The organism is Pseudomonas sp. KUIN-1, assembly GCF_009176725.1.
In the GTDB taxonomy this organism is placed as follows: domain Bacteria; phylum Pseudomonadota; class Gammaproteobacteria; order Pseudomonadales; family Pseudomonadaceae; genus Aquipseudomonas; species Aquipseudomonas fragariae.
The window spans coordinates 479,070-498,182 of record NZ_AP020337.1 but is presented as its reverse complement, the minus strand read 5'-3'; the positions used below and the strand labels follow the sequence as shown (position 1 = coordinate 498,182).

Here is a 19,113-nt window from a genome sequence, read left to right as displayed (position 1 = left end):
CCTAGCCGACGATGGCGCGCACGATGAAGTACAGCACCGATGGCCCGAGCAGACAGCCCAGACCGGTGTGGAACGTGGCGGTCAGCGCGCCATAAGGCACCAGACGCCGGTCGGTTGCCGCCAGCCCTGCGGTAACGCCGCTGACAGTCCCCGCCAGACCACCGAAAACCATCGCCGAGCGCGGATTGTCCAGCCCCATCCAGCGCGCTGCCATGGGCGTGCCGACCATCACCAGAATCGCCTTGATCAGGCCGGTGGCAATCGACAGCGCCATTACATCGGAGGTGGCGCCCAGCGCAGCACCGGTCACCGGGCCGACAATGTAGGTCACCGCCCCTGCACCGATGGTGGTCATGCTGATCGCATCGCGATAGCCAAACATCCAGGCGATGCTCGCGCCGACGATAAACGGCAGAATCGTGCCCAGTAGCAAGGCGATTACCCCGATCAGCCCGGCCTTGCGCGCTTCGGTGGCCTGCACTTCGAAGGCGGTGGCCACGATGGCAAAGTCACGCAGCATCGCCCCGCCCATCAGGCCGATGCCGGAGAACAGCGTGATATCGGCCAGCCCTTTCTGGCCGCCGGTCAAGGTGCCGCCGACCCAGGCCAGAATCAGCCCGATGACAATCGCAATGGCCGAACCATGCACCCGGCCGAACGTCAGGCGCCTGGAAAGCACTACCGAGACCCACATGATGATGCCGACGAAGGCGAAGGCGGTGATCAGGCCGTTGTGTTCAAGTCCCTTTTCGATGAGGTCCCACATATCAGCGACCTCCGGCCGGGGCGATTTCAGGCGTCAGCAGCGGCTCTTCCTTGGGCAATGGCTCGCCCCGGTTGGTACGGCTGATCAAAGCAATGGTGCAGGCACACAACACCACCGAACCGACGGCGGCCAGAACGGCAACAGGCCCTCCTTTGAGCGCGGTGACGACATTCTGTTGCGCAGCCATCGCCACCACCACCGGGATGTACAGCGCGCCCCAGAAACCCACGCCCATTTCGCAGTCCTTGCTCATGCCGCCGTGTTTTTCCATCCACAGGCGCGCGCAGATCAACAGGATCATGGCGATCCCGACCCCGCCCACATTGGATTTCACACCCAGCAGAACGCCGAGCATGTCGCCGAGAATCACGCCCGCAAGCGTGCAGATGGCCAGTAGTGCAACACCGTAGATAATCATTGTTGTTATTCCTCTGTTTGCATTGCTGAAGTTGTTGTTTTTGTCCTTCGTAGCAGCTGCACGGCGGCTCTATGGGGTGCGGCGACCCTCCTCGCGCGACAGCGCGACCAGGCTGTCCAGGCGCGCAGCCTGAAAAGCCAGCGCGCTGCCCTGCTGGAATACCTTGCGTGCCAGCCCGGTCAGCACACTGCCGGGCGGCAATTCGATGTGCAGGCGCACGCCCCGCTCCCAGGCGGTTTCCACGGTGCTGCGCCAGTCGATGACCCGGCACATGTTGAAGGCCAGGTCGTCACGCAGCTTCTCGGCACTCAGCACCGGCCGCGCCGTGCTGCCGCTGAGGTAACGTAGCGTGGGTGCCTGCAGCGCGACCCTTGAAAAGGCCTCGGCCAGTTGTTGCGCGGGAGCGTCCAGCAAGGCGCAATGTGACGGTACGCTGACCGCAAGACGCTTGACCGCTGCCGCTCCGGCAGCCTTGGCCAACTGACCGACCTGATGCATCGCCTCGGCACTGCCGGAGATCACCATCTGGTTGTCGGCGTTGATATTGGCGAGAAATACCGGTGTCTTCGCGCTGTGTACCTGCCCGATCAGCGCTTCTACCTGTGTCTGGTCCAGGCCGATGAGCGCGGTCATGCCGTAACCCTGCGGCCAGGCGCTTTGCATCAGCTCGCCACGCAACGCGACCAGGCGCACGGCGTCGTCAAAGGCCAGCGCCCCCGAAACCACCGCTGCCGGATAAGCACCGATGGACAGCCCGGCCAGGTAGTCCGGCACACAATCACGCGCCTGCAGCACGCGTGCGCATGCGACGCCCGCGATCAACAGGCAAAGCTGAACGGCACGCGTGGCTTGCAGCGCCCCGGCGGTGTCCAGCGCCAGCACGTCTTCGCCCAGCGCATCGGCGGCTTCCTGCAGGCAGTCGCGCACCACGGCCTCGTCCGGCAACTGATGCAGCATGCCGGTTTGCTGCGAACCCTGGCCGGGAAACACCCACAGGCTGCTCATGCGCACACCTGACCCAGGTGCCACGGGTCTGCAACCAGCCGCGCGCCGGTGGCGGTCTTGAGCAGCACCCGCCCCGTTGGCCGCGCCCACTCACGCAGCGCCACGGCACCAGACTCAAGTTGCAGCTGGACGTCGACCCGACAGACCGAGGTTTCCAGCGCTTCGACCAGCTCGGCGGCACAGCGGCGATTCAAGCGTCCGGGGGTGCGCAGAATCAGATCCAGATCGCTGTCCTGATGCAACGCCGCAATACCGCTGGCCAGCTCGAATCCGGCACTGCCGCCGACGCCCCAGTCCAGCTCCAGCGCCTCCATGACCGGACGGATCTGGCGCAACGCCTGCAACGCCGGCCATTGCTGATGAATCTCGGTCGGGGCGTCGATCAACTGCTCGGGCATGACCCTTCGGCAGACCTCAGCCAGCGGCATGCTCGCGGCATAGCGCTGCTCCCGACCGCGACCGCGCAAGCCCACCGCCACCTGCCCGGCGGGCATTGCCTGACGCCGCACCACCACCGGTTGCCCGGCCAGCACGGCCTCGACCGCCCATTTGGGCGCATCGTCCGGCAACGCAGTCAGCGGCATGCCCCACAACAAATCATGGGGCAGCACTGCACCCGTGTTGCTGATCACCATTGCGCCCGCAGCAACTGGCGCACATTGACCGACGCCGCACGGTTGCTCGCGCCCAGGCGGCTGCTCAGATCGACGCCGCGGGCCTGTACGTCCTTGATCGCACTGCTCAGCACGTTGCGCACCTGAACCAGGTCATCCGCAGCGGGCTGTTCGATCTGCTTGACCGTCAGGGTTTCCCACAACAGACCGAGGCTGGCGTAGCTGTCAATGTCGTAAGCCATCGGCGGAATGCTGGCGGCGAGCTTTTCCAGATCCTCGACGCTGCGCAGGGTTACGCGGGCTGCCGAAGCCTTGCCCATCGCATGCACCATCACGCCGGGATCACGCAGCGCGATCAATCGATTGGCCTGATAGCCGTGGGCCAGAAATGCGCCGGACATCGCTTTGCCGACCAACAGGCCGATCACCGGATGCCCGGCCAGACGTGCTCGCGCATAACTGTCCACAGCCCCGGCCAGTGCCTGATGGATACCGAGCGCTTCCTCGCGACGCCCGTAGGCCTGGCTCGGAACGTCGACGATGGCAATCAGTGCGCGCTTTTCGGCACGGTCGCGATCCTGCTCGATGGCCTCGTCCACCGCTTTGGCAAGGCCCCAGCCTTCCAGCAGGCCGACTTCGCCCTGACGCGCCCGGGGAAAGCGGTTGTCGATATCGGCAATCACGGCCAGAAAGCGCACCGGCTGTTCGCCCAGTACGCCATCCGCCACCTTGAGTGAGGCAGGCAGGCCAGTGACTTCACGGGCACCTGCGCTCAAGGCGTTGAACCAGTTCAAACCCCGTTGTGAATGACTCATGACCGGGCTCCTTGATAGAGGGTGCGCACGCTTTGCGGATCGATTTGCGGTTCAGTGTCGAGGCTGGCCAAGCGTTGCAGGAACAGTGGGTACTGACTGCTGCGATGCGTGTCGGGCACGCCCTGCTTGAGCCAGCCGCTGACCTGCTGGCGCACATCGGCGACATGATCGGCAGCAAAACCATCCACCAGAGCGCTGGCAAAGCGTTGCTCGCCACCGGTCAGGCTCCAGATGAACGGACGGTCGCGGGAGTCGTATTCTTCGATGCCGGCTTCCTGCTCGATCACCTGCGGACCGTTCAGGCCCAGACGTGCTTCCTGAGTCACCAGCAGGTAACTGCACAGCCCTGCGGCGATGGACATCCCGCCAAAGCAGCCGACGCTGCCTGCCACCACACCGATCACCGGCTGGTACTGACGCAGGTCGACTATCGCGGCATGAATTTCGGCAATCGCGGCCAGGCCCAGATTGGCTTCCTGCAAACGCACGCCACCGGTTTCCAGCAGCACGATCGCGGCGGTAGGAATGCCGTTGCGGTTGTCTTCGGCGGCCAGTTCCAGCGCACCGGCCATCTTCGCACCGCCGACTTCGCCCATGCTGCCACCCTGAAAAGAACCTTCGATGGCGGCGATGACCACTGGCCGACCATCGACAGTGCCTTTAGCGACCACCACGCCATCATCCGCCTGAGGCACCACGCCCTGCATGGCCAGCCACGGCGACATGACCCGATCGAACGGACCGAGCAGTTCGCGGAAACTGCCGGCATCCAGCAAGGCACGGGCGCGCTGTCGGGCACCCAGTTCGATGAAACTGTGCTGATTCAGCAACCGTGCGTTATCAGTCATGACCGATCTCCTCGAAGCCTTGCTCCAGGCGCAGACGCACAACGCCGGGCGTCGCGCCGAAATCATGAATATCGATGCTCAGCGCAGGCGGGGTCTGGCCGTCGAACATGCGTTCGAACAGATGCTGCCAGCGCAGCGAGGCACCGTTGACCGACGTCACCACCTGAATCGACAAGGTGCCCGGCTTACCGGGCTCCAGCAGCACTTCCAGATCACCGGAGCCCACCACACCCACCAGCGCACGGCCCTTGGGCGGCTGTCCGGCAGGAAATTCAAAAGACAGGGTTTCCATTTCAGGCACTCCTCGAAACAGGGCCGAGCGCAGGCTCAAGGCCATCGATGAACAGGCAGGCAGCCAGCAGATCCGCCGCGCCACCGGGCGAAGCATTGAGGGCCAGCAGGTGCTGATCCAGCGCGTTCAGTGCGCGGCGGCCGGCCAGACTGGCGCTGCCTCCAGCGTCCAGCACGCGCTGTGCCCCTTGCTGCATGGCATTCAGCCCTTCGATGCCGGCGCGATGCAGCACGCAGGTGTCGTCCAGCGTAGTCATGATTGCCAGCAGCGCGTCCAGCCGGGCGTTCTGCTCACCGCTGCCTGCCGCGCGGCTGCGTTGCAGTTGCGGCAAGGCAAACAGCCTGACCGCCGGAAAACCTTGCTGCGCCTGCTCCCTGGCACCCATGACACCGTAACGACGAACCACCTGATCACCGTGGCTGTTCTGCGTGAGCACCTGGCGGTCCTTGATCCGGGCCAGAGCGGCAGCGCGCGCGCAGACGGCTTCGGGCGCACACTCCTGAGCATCCAGCGCGGCAGCGGTCACCAGCAGGCCCAGCGCCCAGATCGCGCCGCGATGCGTATTCACTCCGCTGGTGGTGCGCAGCATCGTGGCCTCGCCTTCACGGCCAAGCCTGCCCAGTGCCTCACGCAATGGCTGACCCACGACACCGAACTGCGTGGCGGCGTCAGCCATCCACTTGAAGGTCGGCCACAACGACAGCGCCGAGGAATGCATCAGCCCCAGATGCAGATCGGTGTGCGCACCGCTGCCACGCCGGTCTACCAGAGCCGGTTTGGGTGACAGGTCGGCTTCGTCGATCAAGGCGTCGACCGCCAGATCGGCCAGTCGCTCGGCCAGCGAAGCAGGGTGCGGTGACCATTGAAGTGCGCTCATTACCAGCTCCTGAATTTGGCAGGCGGGTTGTAGAGACCACCGGACCACTGAACCAGGTCGGCAATGCTCTTGGCGGCCAGCAGTTCACGGCTGGCATCGGTGCGGCGGATCCCGAGGTCTTCGGGCAACGCGATCAGCCCTTCACGGCGCATGCGCGCGGTGTCCTTGGGGTTGTGGCGCAAACCGATCACGGTCACGCCCGCCACCGCCGCGATCATCGCCTGGCGTTCCTCAAGGCTGCGTGCCTTGTAGAGGTAGGCGATGCCTTCTTCGGTCAGCAGGTGGGTCACGTCGTCGCCGTAGATCATGATCGGCGCCAGCGGCATGCCGCTTTTCTTCGCCACCTCGACGGCGTCCAGGGTTTCGACGAAGGTCGGTTTGCCACCCTCCTGGAACGTCTCGACCATCTGCACCACCAGTTTCTTGCCGCGCTCCAGGTAGGCAGCCGGGCCGTCATCGTGCTGCTGACGCATGTCGAGCCAGGCGGGCGTGGCATGACGCCGGCCGCGTGGGTCGTGGCCCATGTTCGGCGCGCCACCAAAGCCGGCCAGACGACCACGGGTGACCGTCGAGGAATGTCCGTCGCCATCGACCTGCAAGGTTGCACCGATGAACAGGTCCACCGCGTACTGCCCGGCCAGTTGGCAGAGCTGGCGGTTGGAACGCAGCGAGCCGTCGCGTCCGGTGAAGAACACATCCGGGCGGGCGGCGATGTAATTTTCCATGCCCAGCTCGGTGCCGAAACAATGCACGCTCTCGACCCAGCCGCTTTCGATGGCCGGGATCAGCGTCGGGTGCGGATTGAGTGTCCAGTTGCGGCAGATCTTGCCCTTCAGGCCCAGCGACTCGCCGTAGGTCGGCAGAATCAGCTCAATGGCGGCGGTATTGAAACCGATGCCGTGGTTCAACGACTGGACGTTGTGTTTCTCGTAGATGCCGCGAATCGCCATCATCGCCATCAACACATGCACCGGCTTGATGTGGCGCGGGTCGCGGGTGAACAGCGGTTCGATATAGAACGGCTTGTCGGCGACCACCACGAAGTCGACCCACGAGGCCGGGATGTCTACCCGCGGCAGCTCGCTGACGTCATCGACCAGTTGATTGACCTGGACAATGACGATGCCGTCGCTGAATGCCGCCGGTTCGATGAGTGCGGGGGTGTCTTCGGTGCTGGGTCCGGTGTAGATGTTGCCGGCGCGGTCGGCCATGAAGCCTGCCGCCAGCACCACGTTGGGGATCAGGTCCACCACCAGCCGTGAATAGAGTTCGATGTAGGTGTGGATCGCACCGATTTCCAGCAGGCCGTCTTCCAGCAACTGACTGATGCGCAAGCTTTGCGTACCGGCGAACGAGAAGTCCAGCTTGCGCGCAATGCCCTGCTCGAACAGGTCCAGGTGCTCGGCGCGGCCGACGCTCGGCATGATCATGTGCAGGTCATGCACCTTGCCCGGATCGACTTTGGCCAGCGCGCGGGAGAGGAAGTCCGCCTGCTTCTGGTTGTTGCCTTCAAGCACCACACGATCACCGGAAACCAGCAAGGCCTCCAGCGCCGCGACGATGTTGTCGGTCGGCAACACCACACCATCGGCCAACGCCCGCACTTGCTGCAGACGCCGCTGCTTCTCGCTGCGACGACGTGTCCAGCGTGCGTCGGGGGAAGTTGTTGTCATGATCGCTCCACGATTTTGCTGTCGTCGGCCACCTTAGGAGCCAGGGTGTGTAAAAACGTCACGAGCGAAGGCAAGATAAGGCAAAAACAGGCGAAAAAGCGGAGTCTAGGTGTTCTAAATGAGCATTTTTCGCCTGTTTTTAACGCAGTATTGCCAAGCGCAGTAGTTTTTACACATCCTGGAGCGATAGCGGTCGGGCATCAATCAAGCAACGCGTCGAATCATTACGGCTGGAGTAACGATAGAGGAACGGGCGTTGCGCCAGGCGCGTCATTGCGCGTGCAACAGGCTCGAAATGCCCGGCTGGTAATTGCGTAGGACCGGTCTTTAAAGGGCCAGGGGAGCTATCGGAATCCGTATTTGCGCCTAGCCTTGAGGTTTTCCGTAACCCAGAGGCAGTAGCGCCATGTCATTTATAGTCAGGGAAGGCGATCTCACCACCACCGGCGGCTTCGTACTGGCCGCATCGGCAAGCGAAGTCATCGAGCGGCGTCGTGTAGCCCGCATGGGAGACCCGGTCTGGTGCCCGGCCTGCCGGGAGATTGGCTTCATCGCCCAGGGCAACCCCACCTACATCGACGAACTCGTGGCGGTCGCCACGCAGGGTCATGAGGTGCAGTGTGGCTGCGAACCCGGCAGCAATACGCTGACCACCTCGCAGGAGCATGTCCGGGCCGACATGGACGCAACCATCGCCATCCCCGAAGAACTGGCCAACACTGCCCGCCAGCATGCGGGACACCTGGCCCGTTCGATGAAGGATGGCAGCTTCACGCCTGATGTATTGAGGCCGCTGACGTAGCGAGAGTTGCGCGGTAGAACGCCCGTCAAAGGGCTTAGGAGCGAACCGGGAGTTTGCGGTGTCCTGTAGGAGCGGACTTGTCCGCGAAGAGGGCGTCATAGTCGATGGATTTTCTGCGTCAGGAATATAGCCTTCGCGAACAAGGCGGATCGCCGCCCCGGTCGCTCCTACGGCCTTCGGCCAGAATCAAGAGCGGACTTCTGCATGACGAGCCTTCGCGAACAAGGCGGATCGCCGCCCCGGTCGCTCCTGCGGGTGTTTGCGGTGCCCTGTAGGAGCGGACTTGTCCGCGAAGAGGGCGTCATAGTCGATGGATTTTCTGCGTCAGGAATATAGCCTTCGCGAACAAGGCGGATCGCCGCCCCGGTCGCTCCTACGGCCTTCGGCCAGAATCCAGAGCGGACTTCTGCATGACGAGCCTTCGCGAACAAAGCGGGTCGCCGCCCCGGTCGCTCCTGCGGCCTTCGGCCAGAATCAAGAGCGGACTTGCGTATGACGATTGCTCTCGCGGTGGCCCATCACGGATGGGCGTTGGTCTCGAGCAGGTGATGCAGTTCCATGAACTGCTGGGTCAGTTTGTGCCGTGGGTCGAGGTGGATCAGCGGCAGGTTGGCCTGATGCGACTCGCGCATTTTTACCGAGGCGTTGAGGTAGACCGGCAGCACCGGCAAGCCTTCGGCAATCAGTTCGTCGAGCATCTGCTGCGGCAGGCTGGCCCTGGGCTGGAACTGGTTGACGATGATGCCTTCCACCTGAAGACCTTCGTTGTGGTCCTCTTTCAACTCCTCGATCTCGCGCATCAGCCCGTACAGCGCCTGTCGCGAGAAACTGTCGCAGTCGAAAGGGATCAGCACCCGATCGGACGCGATCAACGCCGAAACCGCATAAAAATTCAGCGCGGGAGGCGTATCCAGATAGATACGCTCGTAATCTTCGCTCAACTCGTCGAGCAGTTTGCGCAGCTTGTTGATCTTGTGCTTGGCCTCGAGCTTGGGCTGCAGATCAGCAAGCTCTGCGGTCGCCGTGACCACATGCAGGTTGTCGAACGGTGTTTCGTAGATATCGACATGGTTCTTCTTGGCGACCGGTGAGCCGGACAGCGTGTTCTTGAAGAACTCGGCGATCCCCATCGGGATGTCCTGGCCGGTGAGGCCGGTGAGGTACTGAGTCGAATTGGCCTGGGCATCGAGATCGATCAATAACGTCCGATAGCCTTCGTGAGCGCTGACTGCAGCCAGATTGCAGGCGATGCTCGATTTGCCGACACCGCCCTTCTGATTGAATACCACGCGACGCATGCTTTGGATTCCTTGAAAGATGAAGAAACAGCAGCAGTGGCCGATAACGACCGTAAGAGGAGGTCGAGTCTAGACAGCGCATATGACAACGGTGAGCTTAACGCAAAAACAGTTGTCAGCCGGTTGTCATACAGAAAAACGACTTCAACCTTAAAATACACGCCTGTAAACGGTTTTTATGTAACAAATTTGCTAGTAATGAGCACCATCGGGATAATGCGCGCACTCGGTCAATTACCGCACCCAGGCTGATATCGACCTGATATCGATGTAGCGAGAAACAAGCCCGCAGGGGCGGGAAGAGAAGCCTTGATCACCTTCAACATTGCACGATGGCAAGCCTGGGCGCCGGGCCTGGCGAGCGCGGAAGACTGGCAGAGATGGAGCCTCGATCCGACGTTGCTGGAAACCAGTGACGCAGCGCCAGACGTGTCTTTTCTTCCTGCGATGCAACGCCGCCGCCTGGGCCGTATGGCAAGAATGGCGTTTGCTGTCGGCTGGCCGTTGACTGAAGGGCTGGGGCGCGTCCCGCTGGTGTTTGTCTCGCGCCACGGAGAAACCCCGAGGACCTTTGAAATCCTGCGTGATCTGGCCGCCAGCGAGCCGCTTTCACCGACCCAGTTCAGCCTTTCAGTGCATAACGCCGTCATTGGTCTGTGGTCGATCATGCGCGGTGAAACAAGTGAGATGACAGCCCTGGCCGCCACAGGCGACGGGCTGGAGTATGGAGCATTCGAGGCCGCAGCGTTGCTGGCCGAGGGAGCAGAAGCAGTATTGCTTGTGGTGACTGAAGAACAGCCACCGCAAGCCTATGCCCAATGGATTGATGACGTGCCCTTTCCCTACGCGGTCGGCTTGCTGCTGACGCCGGGGAATGAGTGGCAGCTGTCTCTGAACACCGATACGCAAGGCACAACGCGCACTCAGTGGCCTCACGCCCTGAACCTGCTGCGGGCCTTGCACACTGATCAATCCGTCTGCCTGCACCCTTGGAATAACCGGTTATGGAACTGGCAACGCAGTCACTGAAAAAAGGTCGGGACGCCTATTACTGGCGTCTGTTGGCAACAGGCATCAGCTTTGCCCTGTTCGGGTTGAGCGGTTTGTGTCTGCGGTTGTTCGTTTTTCCAGTATTGGGTTGCCTGCCTGGCAATGTGGCCAGCCATCAACGCCGCGCGCGGCGGACCATCAGCCGCCTGTTCTGGCTGTTCATCCGCATCATGGCGCGCATGCGGGTGCTGACCTATGACGTGCAAGGCGCCGAAAAGCTTGGCCGCCCCGGACAGATGATCATCGCCAACCACCCGTCACTGATCGATGTGGTGTTCCTGATCGGGCTGGTGCGGGACGCCAACTGCGTCGTCAAACGCAGCCTGTGGGAGAACCCGTTCACCCGCGGCCCTGTGCGCGCCACCGGTTACATCAGCAACGATGGCAGCATGGACATGCTCGACGCCGCCGTAGAGCGCCTGCAAAGCGGCCAGACACTGATCATCTTCCCGGAAGGCACGCGCACCCAGCCAGGTCAGCCGCCGGTCTTTCACCGCGGCGCGGCCGCCATTGCGCTGCGTGGCGCGAGCGTCATCACCCCGGTGACGATCAAGGTCCAGCCGACCACCCTGACCAAGGCCGAGCCCTGGTATCGCATTCCGCAACGCCGCGTGCACTTCACTTTGCGCGTCGGTGCCGATATAGACCCAACCGCCTTCAGTGCGCTAGGCCCACCGCCCCTGGCGTCCCGCAAGCTCAACGATTACCTGCATGACTATTTCACCAAGGAGCTCGCCTCAGATGAGCGATCTGCACCAGGACATTAAATTGTTGATCATCGATGCCCTGGGCCTCGAAGACATCACCCCGGAAGATATCGGCAACGATATGACGCTGTTTGGCGAAGGACTGGGACTGGACTCGGTGGATGCACTCGAATTGGGCCTGGCCATCCAGAAGCGTTATGGCATCAGGATCGATGCCGATGCAAAGGACACCCGTAACCATTTCGCCAGCGTCGACAGCCTTGCGGCCTTCGTCAGCGCCAGACAACCGGCCTGAGAATTGAACATGCAAACCCGTGAAGACATCTTCGAAATCCTGCGCGCCGCAATGGTGGAACTGTTCGAACTGGAGCCTGAGAGAGTCACGCTTGAAGCCAACCTGTATCAGGACCTGGAGATCGACAGTATCGATGCCGTGGACCTGATCGATCACATCAAACGCAAGACCGGCAAGAAGATTGCGGCTGAAGAGTTCAAGTCGGTGAGAACCGTGAAGGACGTGGTAGAAGCCGTGTACAAACTGGTCAATACCGCCGAATGAAGCGGCTGATTGGCCTGATTCTGGTGCTGGCCGGCGTGCTGTATCCATTCGCCGTCTATTGGGGGACCGAGCATTTCGCCCCCTGGCAGTTCGCGCTGCTGCTCGGCAGCCTGTGGCTGGCGCGCGCCCTGACCGGAGAGCGCAGGCAAGGCAGCCTGGCGATGGCGATTGTCGCGCTGATCTTTTGCGTGGTGCTCGGCGCCCTCGACAGTCACATGATGCTGCGCTGGTATCCGGTACTGGTCAGCACCTTCATGCTCGGTCTGTTCGGTTCAAGCCTTGTCTACGGCCCGCCGATCGTGGAAAAGATGGCGCGCCTGAACCGCCCCGATCTGCCTGAGGCCGGTATTCGCTACACCCGTAAAGTCACGCAGATTTGGTGCCTGTTCTTTCTCGTCAACGGCCTCACGTCAGCCATCCTGACGCTGTGGGCACCGTTGTCATGGTGGACGCTGTACACCGGCCTGATTTCCTACGGCCTGATGGGCGTGTTGTTCGCTGTCGAATGGATCGTCCGCCCACCCTCTGCGGGCGGCAAATGAAATGGATCGCATGAACTGGTTGAACCTGGAACACCTGCTGCTCGATGCGCTGCCCGACCGGCTGCTGACGCTGGCCCCGACCCTGGACCACGCGCAGTTTCGTGATCAGGCGCTCAGCGTGGCCGCTGGGCTGCAAGCGCGTGGCATCACCCACCTTGCAGTGCACCTCGAAGATGCCGCCGACCTGGCCATTGCGTTGTTCGCGGCCTGGCGCGCGGACGTGCATGTGTTGCTGCCCGCCGACTTGCAGGGCCAGACCCGCGAGCGCTGGGCGAATCAGGTCGACCTTTGGCTGACCGACCTGCCAGGTGACACCCAGCTGAGCGATCTGCGTGCCGCGCCCCTCCCGGCGGCAGCGCTGGACCTCGACCAATGCCGGCTGAGCCTGTGCACCTCAGGCTCCAGCGGCGAGCCCAAACTGATCGAGAAGCGCCTGCGGCAACTGGCCAACGAAGTCTGCGGGCTGGAACAGCTGTGGGGCGCGGAGCTCGGCTCGGCATGCATGATCGGCAGCGTGGCGACGCAACATATTTACGGGCTGCTGTTTCGTTTGCTGTGGCCGCTGTGCGCGGCACGCCCGTTCGTGCGCCGTCAGTTGCCGTTCGCCGAAGACCTGCAACGCGCCAGCCGTGAATACCCGTCATTCGCCTGGGTCGCCAGCCCCGCGCTGCTCAAACGCATGGGCGACAATCTCGACTGGCACAGTCTTGCGGCCGTGCGCCGGGTGTTCTCTTCCGGTGGTGCATTGCCGGCCGACGCCGCACAGAGCCTGCAGCAACGCCTCGGCCAGTGGCCGACGGAAATTCTCGGCAGCTCGGAAACCGGCGGCATCGCCTGGCGTCAGGGCGGGCAGCGCTGGCAGGCCTTCGACGGCGTAGAGCTGAGTCAGGATGCGCAAGGTGCGCTGCGCATCAGCTCGCCCTATCTGCCGCCCGGCCATGTCGAGCAGACCGCCGATGCGGCGCTGATCGGCGCAGACGGGCGCTTTGAACTGCTGGGCAGGCTGGACCGCATCGTCAAACTCGAAGAGAAGCGCGTGTCCTTGCCGCTGATCGAGCAGGCCCTCGCGGCTCACCCGTGGGTGAGTGAAGCACGCCTTGGCTTGGTGCAGGCAAACCGTGCCTCGCTGGGCGCGCTGCTGGTGCTGAGCGCCGCGGGCTTGCTGGCCCTGCGCAATCAAGGCCGCCGGGCGCTCACCGAAGCCTTGCGACAGCACCTGCAGCCGCATTGCGAAACCATCGCCCTGCCGCGTCGCTGGCGGCTGCTGCGGCAGATGCCGCTCAACGCCCAGGGCAAGCTGCCTCAAGCAGACGTCGAGGCGCTGCTGCTGGCGCCGCGCTCGAAACAACCGGAAGTGCTTGAGCAACAGAACGTCGAAGGCGAGCTGCACCTGCACTTGAGTGTCCCGCCCGATCTGGCGTTTTTCAACGGCCACTTTCCCAAGGCGCCGATTTTGCCGGGCGTGGTGCAGGTCGACTGGGCGATCAGTCTGGGCCGGCGCCTGCTCGACCTGCCATGCGGATTCGCCGGCATGGAGGTGCTCAAATTCCAGCAGCTGGTGCGCCCCGGCGACCGTCTCACGCTGACGCTGCGCTTCGATGCGGCACGCTCCAAGCTGCACTTCGCCTTTCGCAACGCCGACAACGCGCCCTGCTCCAGTGGCCGGATCCTCCTGGAGGACGACCATGCATAAGCCTTGCGTGATCATTCCGGTGTTTGACCACGAGCTGGCCGTGCCCAACGTGGTCAAGGCCGTGCGCAACGCCGGGTTGCCGTGCATCCTGGTCGACGATGCCAGCAGCCCGGCCTGCGAAGCCGTGTTACAGCAGTTGGCACAGGGCGAGGCTATCTACCTGCTGCGCCTGCCGGTCAATCAGGGCAAGGGCGGCGCGGTGATGGCGGGGTTCCGCGAGGCGTTCCGGCTCGGTTTCAGCCATGCGTTGCAGGTCGATGCCGATGGCCAGCATGATCTGAGCGATATCCCGGTGTTTCTGGAGCAGTCGCGCCAGCACCCGGATGCGCTGATCTGCGGCTATCCGCAGTTCGACGAGAGCGTGCCCAAAGGCCGTCTGTATGCACGCTACCTGACCCACGTCTGGGTGTGGATCAACACCCTGTCGTTGCACATTCGCGACTCCATGTGCGGCTTTCGCCTGTATCCGCTGGCGCCGGTGGTGGCGCTGATCGACCGCGTGCAGATCGGCAGGCGCATGGATTTCGACTCGGAAATTCTCGTGCGCCTGTCCTGGCGCGGCCAGCCGATGCGCTGGCTGCCGACACGGGTTCACTACCCGCAGGACGGCCTGTCGCATTTCCGCCTGTTTCACGACAACGCTCTGATTTCGAAAATGCACGCCAAACTGTTCTTCAGCATGCTGGTACGCCTGCCCATGATCCTGTGGCGACGGTGGCGGCCATGAGCATCGATAAGTCGCCCAGGGAGCATTGGGCCAGTCATCAGGAGCGCGGCAGTTTCATGCTCATGAAGCTCACCGCCTGGGGCATGCGGGTACTCGGCCGGCGCCTGCTCAGCCCGGTGCTGTATGGCATCGTTCTGTATTTCTTTGTCTTCGGCCGACGTGCCCGGCACAGCATCTGGCAATACCAGCAGCACCTGGCCGACTGGAGCGGCAAGCCCGAACTGCGGCCCGGCCAGCGCCGGGTGTTCGGGCAGTTCATGGCATTTGCCGATGCCTTGCTCGACAAGCTCGACGTGTGGAACGGCAGGCTGGGTATCGATCAGATCGAGATCGTCGACCAGGCCCTGCTGCGCCAGAACCTGCGTGGCCAACGCGGACAGATGCTGGTCGGTGCGCACCTGGGCAACCTCGAAGTGTGCCGTGCGCTGGCCGAACTCGGCGAAAAGGTCACCATGAACGTGCTGGTGCACACCAAGCACGCCGAACGTTTCAATCGCCTGCTCGGCGAAGCCGGCGCGACTAATCTGCGCCTGATTCAGGTCAGCGAGCTGGATCCGGCCATCATGCTGCAGCTCAGCCAGCGCCTGGACGAAGGCGAGTGGCTGGCCATCGCCGGTGACCGCGTCGCGCTGCACGGCGGGCGCAATGTGCGGGTCGACTTTCTCGGTCAGCCGGCCAACTTCCCGCAAGGCCCCTGGCTGCTGGCCGGTCTGCTCAAGTGCTCGGTCAACCTGTTCTTCTGCCTCAAGGGTGCGAAAGGCTATCGGATGATTCTCGAACCGTTCGCCGACGCCATCGAGTGGCGGCGCAGCGACCGCGCTCAGGTCATCGAGCAGTGGGCCACGCGTTATGCCGAGCGTCTTGGGCACTATTGCCTGGAAGCGCCGCAGCAATGGTTCAATTTCTACCCATTCTGGAAGTCTGCCGATGAATCAGGCTCATGAGCTGATCGCGCTCGGCGATCATGTGCTGCGTTGTAAAATCAGCGCGGGTCGCCACAGGAGGTTACATGCGCAGTAAGGGTTTTCTGCACATCGACACTGAAATCGTCGTGCCGTTTTTCGACGTCGACATGATGAACATCGTCTGGCACGGGCACTACGTGAAGTACCTCGAAGTGGCGCGTTGCGCGTTGCTCGATCATATCGGCCATAACTACATGCAGATGCTCGAATCCGGTTATGGTTGGCCGGTGATCGATCTGCAATTGCGCTATGTGCGCAGCGCCGTGTTCGGTCAGACACTGAACGTGCGCGCCAGTCTGGTGGAGTGGGAGAACCGCTTGAAAATCAATTACCTGATCACCGATGCACACACCGGTGAGCGCCTGACCCGCGCCAGCACTGTGCAGGTCGCCGTCGACAGCCAGAGCCGGGAAATGCAACTGGCTTCGCCGCAAGTGTTCATCGATGCCGTGAAAAATGCCCTTGAGAGCACAATAGAGAGCGCCTCGCCATGAACCGCCCGCTTCGCACCTTGATTCTGCTGGGTCTGCTGTGCCTTTCGTCCCTGGCGCAGGCTTTCGACCTGCAACAGCTGAGCGACCAGCTCGCCAAACCTGCCGTGGTGCAGGGTCGTTTCGTTCAGGAAAAACACCTGCGCGCCCTGCCGCAACCGCTGCTCAGCAAGGGCCGCTTCGTGCTCGCCAGGGATTTCGGGCTGCTCTGGCTGCTGGAAACACCGCTCAAGCAGGATTACCGCATCAATGCCGACGGTATTGCCCGTCGTGAAACCGCTGGCAATGTCAGCACCTGGAAGCCGGTGCCGAACAAGAACGCCGGCGCCGAGCAGAACCGTCTGTTCCTGGCGGTCCTGCAAGGCGACAGCAGCGGCCTGCAACGGGATTTCGACTTGCAGCTCAAGGGCGAGGCGAATGCCTGGCACCTCACCCTGACGCCACGCTCGATGCTGCTGCAACAAGTGTTCAAGCAGATCAACATCGACGGCGGCGAACTGGTGCAGCGTATCGAGCTGCTGGAAACCCAGGGCGACAGCACGGTCCTGAAAATGATCGACAGCAACAGTGCCCCGACCCTGACTGATGCGCAGCGTAATGACTTCAAAGACTGAGCGGCTGTTGCCGCGACTGTTCCTACTGATTCTGGCGGGCGTATTGGCGCTGGCTGGCTGGCAGTGGCACGACCGCTCGCCGCTGTCGGCCAACCTGATGGAGCTGGTGCCGGGCACCGATAACGACGAACTGGTGGTGAGCGCCGAAAAGCGCATGCAGGAACCGCTCAACCGCGAAATGCTGGTGCTGGTGGGCCACAGCGATCGGCAAAAGGCCGTCGAACTGGCGCGTAACCTGGCTGAACAATGGCAGTCGACCGGCCTGTTCGAGAAGGTCCAGTGGTCGCTGCAGGCCGACCTGCCCGCGCTGCGCACCCAGTTGCTGCAAGGGCGCATCGCCATGTTGCCGACAGCGGACCGCACACTGCTGATCGACGACCCGAAAACCTTCATCGAACAGCGCGTACAGACGCTGTTCGACCCGTTTGCCGGGTTCAGCCTGGTGCCTGGTCAGGATGACTGGCTGGGGCTGACCGGACGTATCCAGAACGGCCTGCCGAAGCAGGGCTCGGTCGAGGCGGACCTGGCCAGTGGCGCGCTGGTGGCCAGCGCCGAGGGTAAAAGCTGGGTACTGCTGCGTTCACGAACCCGGACCGATGCCTTCGATATGCACCTGCCCGGCCAGGTTGCCGACCTGCTGGCGCAAGCGCGGGTGCAGGCCAGTCAGGCGGGGGGGCAATTGCTCGCGGCCAGCGGGCTGCTTTACGCTGCCGACGGGCAGAAGCAGGCCAGCCGGGAAATCACCTGGGTCGGCGGTGGCGCAACGGTCGGTATCCTGTTGTTGCTGTTGCTCGCCTTCCGCCGCTGGAGCGTGCTGCTGGCATTCGTGCCGGTGGTGGTCGGCATGCTGTTCGGCGCGGTGGCCTGCGTCGCGCTATTCGGCAGCATGCACGTCATGACACTGGTGCTGGGCTCCAGCCTGATCGGCGTCGCGGTGGATTACCCGCTGCATTACCTGTCCAAGAGCTGGAGCCTCAAGCCCTGGCGCAGCTGGCCCGCCTTGCGCCTGACCCTGCCGGGCCTGAGCCTGAGCCTGATCACCAGTTGCATCGGCTACCTGGCGCTGGCCTGGACGCCGTTCCCGGCACTCACGCAAATTGCGGTGTTCTCGGCGGCCGGCCTGATCGGCGCCTACCTGACGGCGGTGTGCCTGCTGCCGGCGCTGCTCGCCAATGTCGAGATCAGCCCTGCCCAGTGGCCATTGAAACTGGCGCAATTGATGCTCGATTGCCGCGCCGCCTTGTTGCTGCGCATCAGCACACCGATTCTGCTGGTGCTGCTGTTGGCCTTCTGTGGCGGCGGGCTCTGGCACCTGACCACCAAGAACGATATCCGCCAGTGGGTGGCAGCGCCTCAGGCGTTGACCGATGAAGCCCAGGCCATCGCACGGATCACCGGTTATCAACCCACCAGCCAGTTCTTTCTGGTGCGCGGCAAGGACCAGCAGCAATTGCTGGATCGGCAGTCCGAACTGACCCAACGGCTCGACCAACTGGTCAGCATGGACAAGCTGCAAGGCTACATGGCGCTCAACCAGTTGCTCGATTCGCCTGCCGAACAACAGGCCACCCGCGATGCACTGGGCAAATTGCCGCAATACTGGGCACCGCTGGTGCAACTTGGCGTTCCGGCCAGCGCCTTGAAGGCTGAACTGGCGCAATTACAGGCACTGCCTGCGCAAGACGTCGATCAGGCGCTTCAAGGCCCGCTGAGCGAGCCGTGGCGCACGCTCTGGCTGGGACCGACCCGCGATGACAATGGCGATCAAGGTGTCGCCAGTATCGTCAGCCTGCGCGGCATGAACAGCATGGCGTTGCTGCGCGTGCAGGCCATCGGGCTGGAGGGCGTGCAACTGGTCGACCGCCTGGGTGAGCTCAACGAGGTGTTTGCCCACACACAGATCAGTGCAGCGGAATTGAAGCTGGCGTCGTGCGTACTGATCGTCCTGCTGCTGATCACTCCGTTTGGCTTCGGTGGTGCGTTGCGCATCGTCGCCCTGCCACTGCTGGCGGCCCTGTGCAGCCTCGCCAGCCTGGGCTGGCTCGGTCAGCCGCTGACCCTGTTCAGCCTGTTCGGCCTGCTGCTGGTCACGGCGATCAGCGTCGATTACGCCATCCTGATGCGCGAGCAGATAGGCGGCGCGGCGGTCAGCCTGCTGGGCACGCTGCTGGCGGCGCTCACCACCTGGCTGTCGTTCGGGCTGCTGGCCGTTTCCAGCACCCCGGCGATCAGCAACTTCGGCCTGTCGGTCAGTCTGGGGCTGGCGTTCAGCTTCCTGCTGGCGCCCTGGGCCAGCCCGCGTAAAGCGCTTCATTCGCCAGCCAATGCTGAAGGGCCACACGCATGAATCTTGCAGC

The 19,113-nt window shown here is 63.0% G+C and carries 22 protein-coding genes; 12 read left to right on the top strand and 10 right to left on the bottom strand.

Features of this window, described 5'->3' with window-relative positions; all coding sequences use genetic code 11:
- Position 1 precedes the first annotated feature (1 nt).
- The 9 genes from madM to mdcA form a co-directional block, all read right to left on the bottom strand.
- Positions 2-766 (bottom strand): malonate transporter subunit MadM, encoded by a 765-nt coding sequence (gene madM, locus KUIN1_RS02465; RefSeq protein WP_003402947.1) that lies wholly within the window; start codon positions 764-766, stop codon positions 2-4.
- Between the two features lies 1 nt (position 767).
- Positions 768-1,184 carry a malonate transporter subunit MadL gene (madL, locus tag KUIN1_RS02460; protein ID WP_003402948.1) on the bottom strand — a complete coding sequence of 139 codons (417 nt, stop codon included), beginning with the start codon at positions 1,182-1,184 and terminating at the stop codon, positions 768-770.
- Positions 1,185-1,253: 69 nt separating this feature from the next.
- A complete protein-coding gene (gene mdcH / locus KUIN1_RS02455) occupies positions 1,254-2,189 on the bottom strand; it encodes a malonate decarboxylase subunit epsilon (RefSeq protein ID WP_011266411.1) in 936 nt (311 codons plus the stop codon).
- Positions 2,186-2,824 (bottom strand): malonate decarboxylase holo-ACP synthase, encoded by a 639-nt coding sequence (locus tag KUIN1_RS02450; protein ID WP_024640819.1) that lies wholly within the window; start codon positions 2,822-2,824, stop codon positions 2,186-2,188. Before KUIN1_RS02450 ends, mdcH begins: the two co-directional genes overlap by 4 nt.
- On the bottom strand, positions 2,818-3,618 hold the full coding sequence (gene mdcE, locus KUIN1_RS02445; protein ID WP_103713769.1) for a biotin-independent malonate decarboxylase subunit gamma: 801 nt from the start codon (positions 3,616-3,618) through the stop codon (positions 2,818-2,820). Before mdcE ends, KUIN1_RS02450 begins: the two co-directional genes overlap by 7 nt.
- On the bottom strand, positions 3,615-4,466 hold the full coding sequence (locus KUIN1_RS02440; RefSeq protein WP_103713768.1) for a biotin-independent malonate decarboxylase subunit beta: 852 nt from the start codon (positions 4,464-4,466) through the stop codon (positions 3,615-3,617). Before KUIN1_RS02440 ends, mdcE begins: the two co-directional genes overlap by 4 nt.
- Positions 4,459-4,758, bottom strand: coding sequence for a malonate decarboxylase subunit delta (locus KUIN1_RS02435; protein WP_003316694.1), 300 nt, complete (start codon positions 4,756-4,758; stop codon positions 4,459-4,461). The genes KUIN1_RS02440 and KUIN1_RS02435 overlap by 8 nt, the downstream gene beginning before the upstream one ends.
- Position 4,759: 1 nt before the next feature.
- On the bottom strand, positions 4,760-5,635 hold the full coding sequence (locus KUIN1_RS02430; RefSeq protein WP_103713767.1) for a triphosphoribosyl-dephospho-CoA synthase: 876 nt from the start codon (positions 5,633-5,635) through the stop codon (positions 4,760-4,762).
- Positions 5,635-7,308, bottom strand: coding sequence for a malonate decarboxylase subunit alpha (gene mdcA / locus KUIN1_RS02425; RefSeq protein WP_430624541.1), 1,674 nt, complete (start codon positions 7,306-7,308; stop codon positions 5,635-5,637). Before mdcA ends, KUIN1_RS02430 begins: the two co-directional genes overlap by 1 nt.
- Positions 7,309-7,714: 406 nt before the next feature.
- Between mdcA and KUIN1_RS02415 the strand changes: the two genes are divergently transcribed.
- On the top strand, positions 7,715-8,110 hold the full coding sequence (locus tag KUIN1_RS02415) for a PAAR domain-containing protein (protein WP_024640367.1): 396 nt from the start codon (positions 7,715-7,717) through the stop codon (positions 8,108-8,110).
- A gap of 518 nt (positions 8,111-8,628) precedes the next feature.
- Here KUIN1_RS02415 and KUIN1_RS02410 read toward each other — a convergent pair.
- Complete coding sequence (locus KUIN1_RS02410) at positions 8,629-9,408, bottom strand: ParA family protein (protein ID WP_011266403.1); 780 nt, start codon at positions 9,406-9,408, stop codon at positions 8,629-8,631.
- A 309-nt stretch (positions 9,409-9,717) separates the two neighbouring features.
- On the opposite strand from KUIN1_RS02410, the gene KUIN1_RS02405 reads away from it, so the two are divergent.
- The 11 genes from KUIN1_RS02405 to KUIN1_RS02355 all read left to right on the top strand — a co-directional run bounded on the left by KUIN1_RS02405 (position 9,718) and on the right by KUIN1_RS02355 (position 19,103).
- Complete coding sequence (locus KUIN1_RS02405) at positions 9,718-10,437, top strand: beta-ketoacyl synthase chain length factor (RefSeq protein ID WP_024641099.1); 720 nt, start codon at positions 9,718-9,720, stop codon at positions 10,435-10,437.
- The gene (locus KUIN1_RS02400) at positions 10,413-11,225 is read left to right on the top strand and encodes a lysophospholipid acyltransferase family protein (RefSeq protein WP_003402969.1); all 813 of its coding nucleotides are present in this window, start codon (positions 10,413-10,415) and stop codon (positions 11,223-11,225) included. Before KUIN1_RS02405 ends, KUIN1_RS02400 begins: the two co-directional genes overlap by 25 nt.
- The gene (locus KUIN1_RS02395; RefSeq protein ID WP_003316688.1) at positions 11,200-11,460 is read left to right on the top strand and encodes a phosphopantetheine-binding protein; all 261 of its coding nucleotides are present in this window, start codon (positions 11,200-11,202) and stop codon (positions 11,458-11,460) included. Before KUIN1_RS02400 ends, KUIN1_RS02395 begins: the two co-directional genes overlap by 26 nt.
- A 9-nt stretch (positions 11,461-11,469) precedes the next feature.
- Positions 11,470-11,724, top strand: coding sequence for an acyl carrier protein (locus KUIN1_RS02390; RefSeq protein WP_011266401.1), 255 nt, complete (start codon positions 11,470-11,472; stop codon positions 11,722-11,724).
- On the top strand, positions 11,721-12,266 hold the full coding sequence (locus KUIN1_RS02385; RefSeq protein ID WP_011266400.1) for a membrane protein: 546 nt from the start codon (positions 11,721-11,723) through the stop codon (positions 12,264-12,266). The genes KUIN1_RS02390 and KUIN1_RS02385 overlap by 4 nt, the downstream gene beginning before the upstream one ends.
- 10 nt (positions 12,267-12,276) lie before the next feature.
- Positions 12,277-13,959, top strand: coding sequence for an acyl-CoA synthetase family protein (locus tag KUIN1_RS02380; protein WP_162886177.1), 1,683 nt, complete (start codon positions 12,277-12,279; stop codon positions 13,957-13,959).
- On the top strand, positions 13,952-14,686 hold the full coding sequence (locus KUIN1_RS02375) for a glycosyltransferase family 2 protein (protein WP_116886856.1): 735 nt from the start codon (positions 13,952-13,954) through the stop codon (positions 14,684-14,686). Before KUIN1_RS02380 ends, KUIN1_RS02375 begins: the two co-directional genes overlap by 8 nt.
- Positions 14,683-15,630: an LpxL/LpxP family acyltransferase gene (locus KUIN1_RS02370; protein WP_116886857.1), complete on the top strand. Its 948-nt coding sequence runs from the start codon at positions 14,683-14,685 to the stop codon at positions 15,628-15,630. The genes KUIN1_RS02375 and KUIN1_RS02370 overlap by 4 nt, the downstream gene beginning before the upstream one ends.
- A 65-nt stretch (positions 15,631-15,695) precedes the next feature.
- Positions 15,696-16,145 carry an acyl-CoA thioesterase gene (locus KUIN1_RS02365; protein WP_003316680.1) on the top strand — a complete coding sequence of 150 codons (450 nt, stop codon included), beginning with the start codon at positions 15,696-15,698 and terminating at the stop codon, positions 16,143-16,145.
- Complete coding sequence (locus KUIN1_RS02360) at positions 16,142-16,756, top strand: outer membrane lipoprotein carrier protein LolA (protein ID WP_116886858.1); 615 nt, start codon at positions 16,142-16,144, stop codon at positions 16,754-16,756. The genes KUIN1_RS02365 and KUIN1_RS02360 overlap by 4 nt, the downstream gene beginning before the upstream one ends.
- Positions 16,740-19,103 (top strand): MMPL family transporter, encoded by a 2,364-nt coding sequence (locus tag KUIN1_RS02355; protein ID WP_162886015.1) that lies wholly within the window; start codon positions 16,740-16,742, stop codon positions 19,101-19,103. The genes KUIN1_RS02360 and KUIN1_RS02355 overlap by 17 nt, the downstream gene beginning before the upstream one ends.
- Positions 19,104-19,113: the final 10 nt, after the last annotated feature.

Coding starts and splice junctions, on each gene's coding strand:
- mdcA (WP_430624541.1), bottom strand. CDS start 7,308: ATGACAACAACTTCCCCCGACGCACGCTGGACACGTCGTCGCAGCGAG.
- KUIN1_RS02410 (WP_011266403.1), bottom strand. CDS start 9,408: ATGCGTCGCGTGGTATTCAATCAGAAGGGCGGTGTCGGCAAATCGAGC.
- KUIN1_RS02450 (WP_024640819.1), bottom strand. CDS start 2,824: ATGGTGATCAGCAACACGGGTGCAGTGCTGCCCCATGATTTGTTGTGG.
- KUIN1_RS02365 (WP_003316680.1), top strand. CDS start 15,696: ATGCGCAGTAAGGGTTTTCTGCACATCGACACTGAAATCGTCGTGCCG.
- KUIN1_RS02390 (WP_011266401.1), top strand. CDS start 11,470: ATGCAAACCCGTGAAGACATCTTCGAAATCCTGCGCGCCGCAATGGTG.
- KUIN1_RS02400 (WP_003402969.1), top strand. CDS start 10,413: ATGGAACTGGCAACGCAGTCACTGAAAAAAGGTCGGGACGCCTATTAC.
- KUIN1_RS02360 (WP_116886858.1), top strand. CDS start 16,142: ATGAACCGCCCGCTTCGCACCTTGATTCTGCTGGGTCTGCTGTGCCTT.
- KUIN1_RS02430 (WP_103713767.1), bottom strand. CDS start 5,635: ATGAGCGCACTTCAATGGTCACCGCACCCTGCTTCGCTGGCCGAGCGA.
- madL (WP_003402948.1), bottom strand. CDS start 1,184: ATGATTATCTACGGTGTTGCACTACTGGCCATCTGCACGCTTGCGGGC.
- mdcH (WP_011266411.1), bottom strand. CDS start 2,189: ATGAGCAGCCTGTGGGTGTTTCCCGGCCAGGGTTCGCAGCAAACCGGC.
- KUIN1_RS02355 (WP_162886015.1), top strand. CDS start 16,740: ATGACTTCAAAGACTGAGCGGCTGTTGCCGCGACTGTTCCTACTGATT.
- KUIN1_RS02385 (WP_011266400.1), top strand. CDS start 11,721: ATGAAGCGGCTGATTGGCCTGATTCTGGTGCTGGCCGGCGTGCTGTAT.
- madM (WP_003402947.1), bottom strand. CDS start 766: ATGTGGGACCTCATCGAAAAGGGACTTGAACACAACGGCCTGATCACC.
- KUIN1_RS02375 (WP_116886856.1), top strand. CDS start 13,952: ATGCATAAGCCTTGCGTGATCATTCCGGTGTTTGACCACGAGCTGGCC.
- KUIN1_RS02435 (WP_003316694.1), bottom strand. CDS start 4,758: ATGGAAACCCTGTCTTTTGAATTTCCTGCCGGACAGCCGCCCAAGGGC.
- KUIN1_RS02415 (WP_024640367.1), top strand. CDS start 7,715: ATGTCATTTATAGTCAGGGAAGGCGATCTCACCACCACCGGCGGCTTC.
- KUIN1_RS02440 (WP_103713768.1), bottom strand. CDS start 4,466: ATGACTGATAACGCACGGTTGCTGAATCAGCACAGTTTCATCGAACTG.
- KUIN1_RS02370 (WP_116886857.1), top strand. CDS start 14,683: ATGAGCATCGATAAGTCGCCCAGGGAGCATTGGGCCAGTCATCAGGAG.
- KUIN1_RS02380 (WP_162886177.1), top strand. CDS start 12,277: ATGAACTGGTTGAACCTGGAACACCTGCTGCTCGATGCGCTGCCCGAC.
- KUIN1_RS02395 (WP_003316688.1), top strand. CDS start 11,200: ATGAGCGATCTGCACCAGGACATTAAATTGTTGATCATCGATGCCCTG.
- mdcE (WP_103713769.1), bottom strand. CDS start 3,618: ATGAGTCATTCACAACGGGGTTTGAACTGGTTCAACGCCTTGAGCGCA.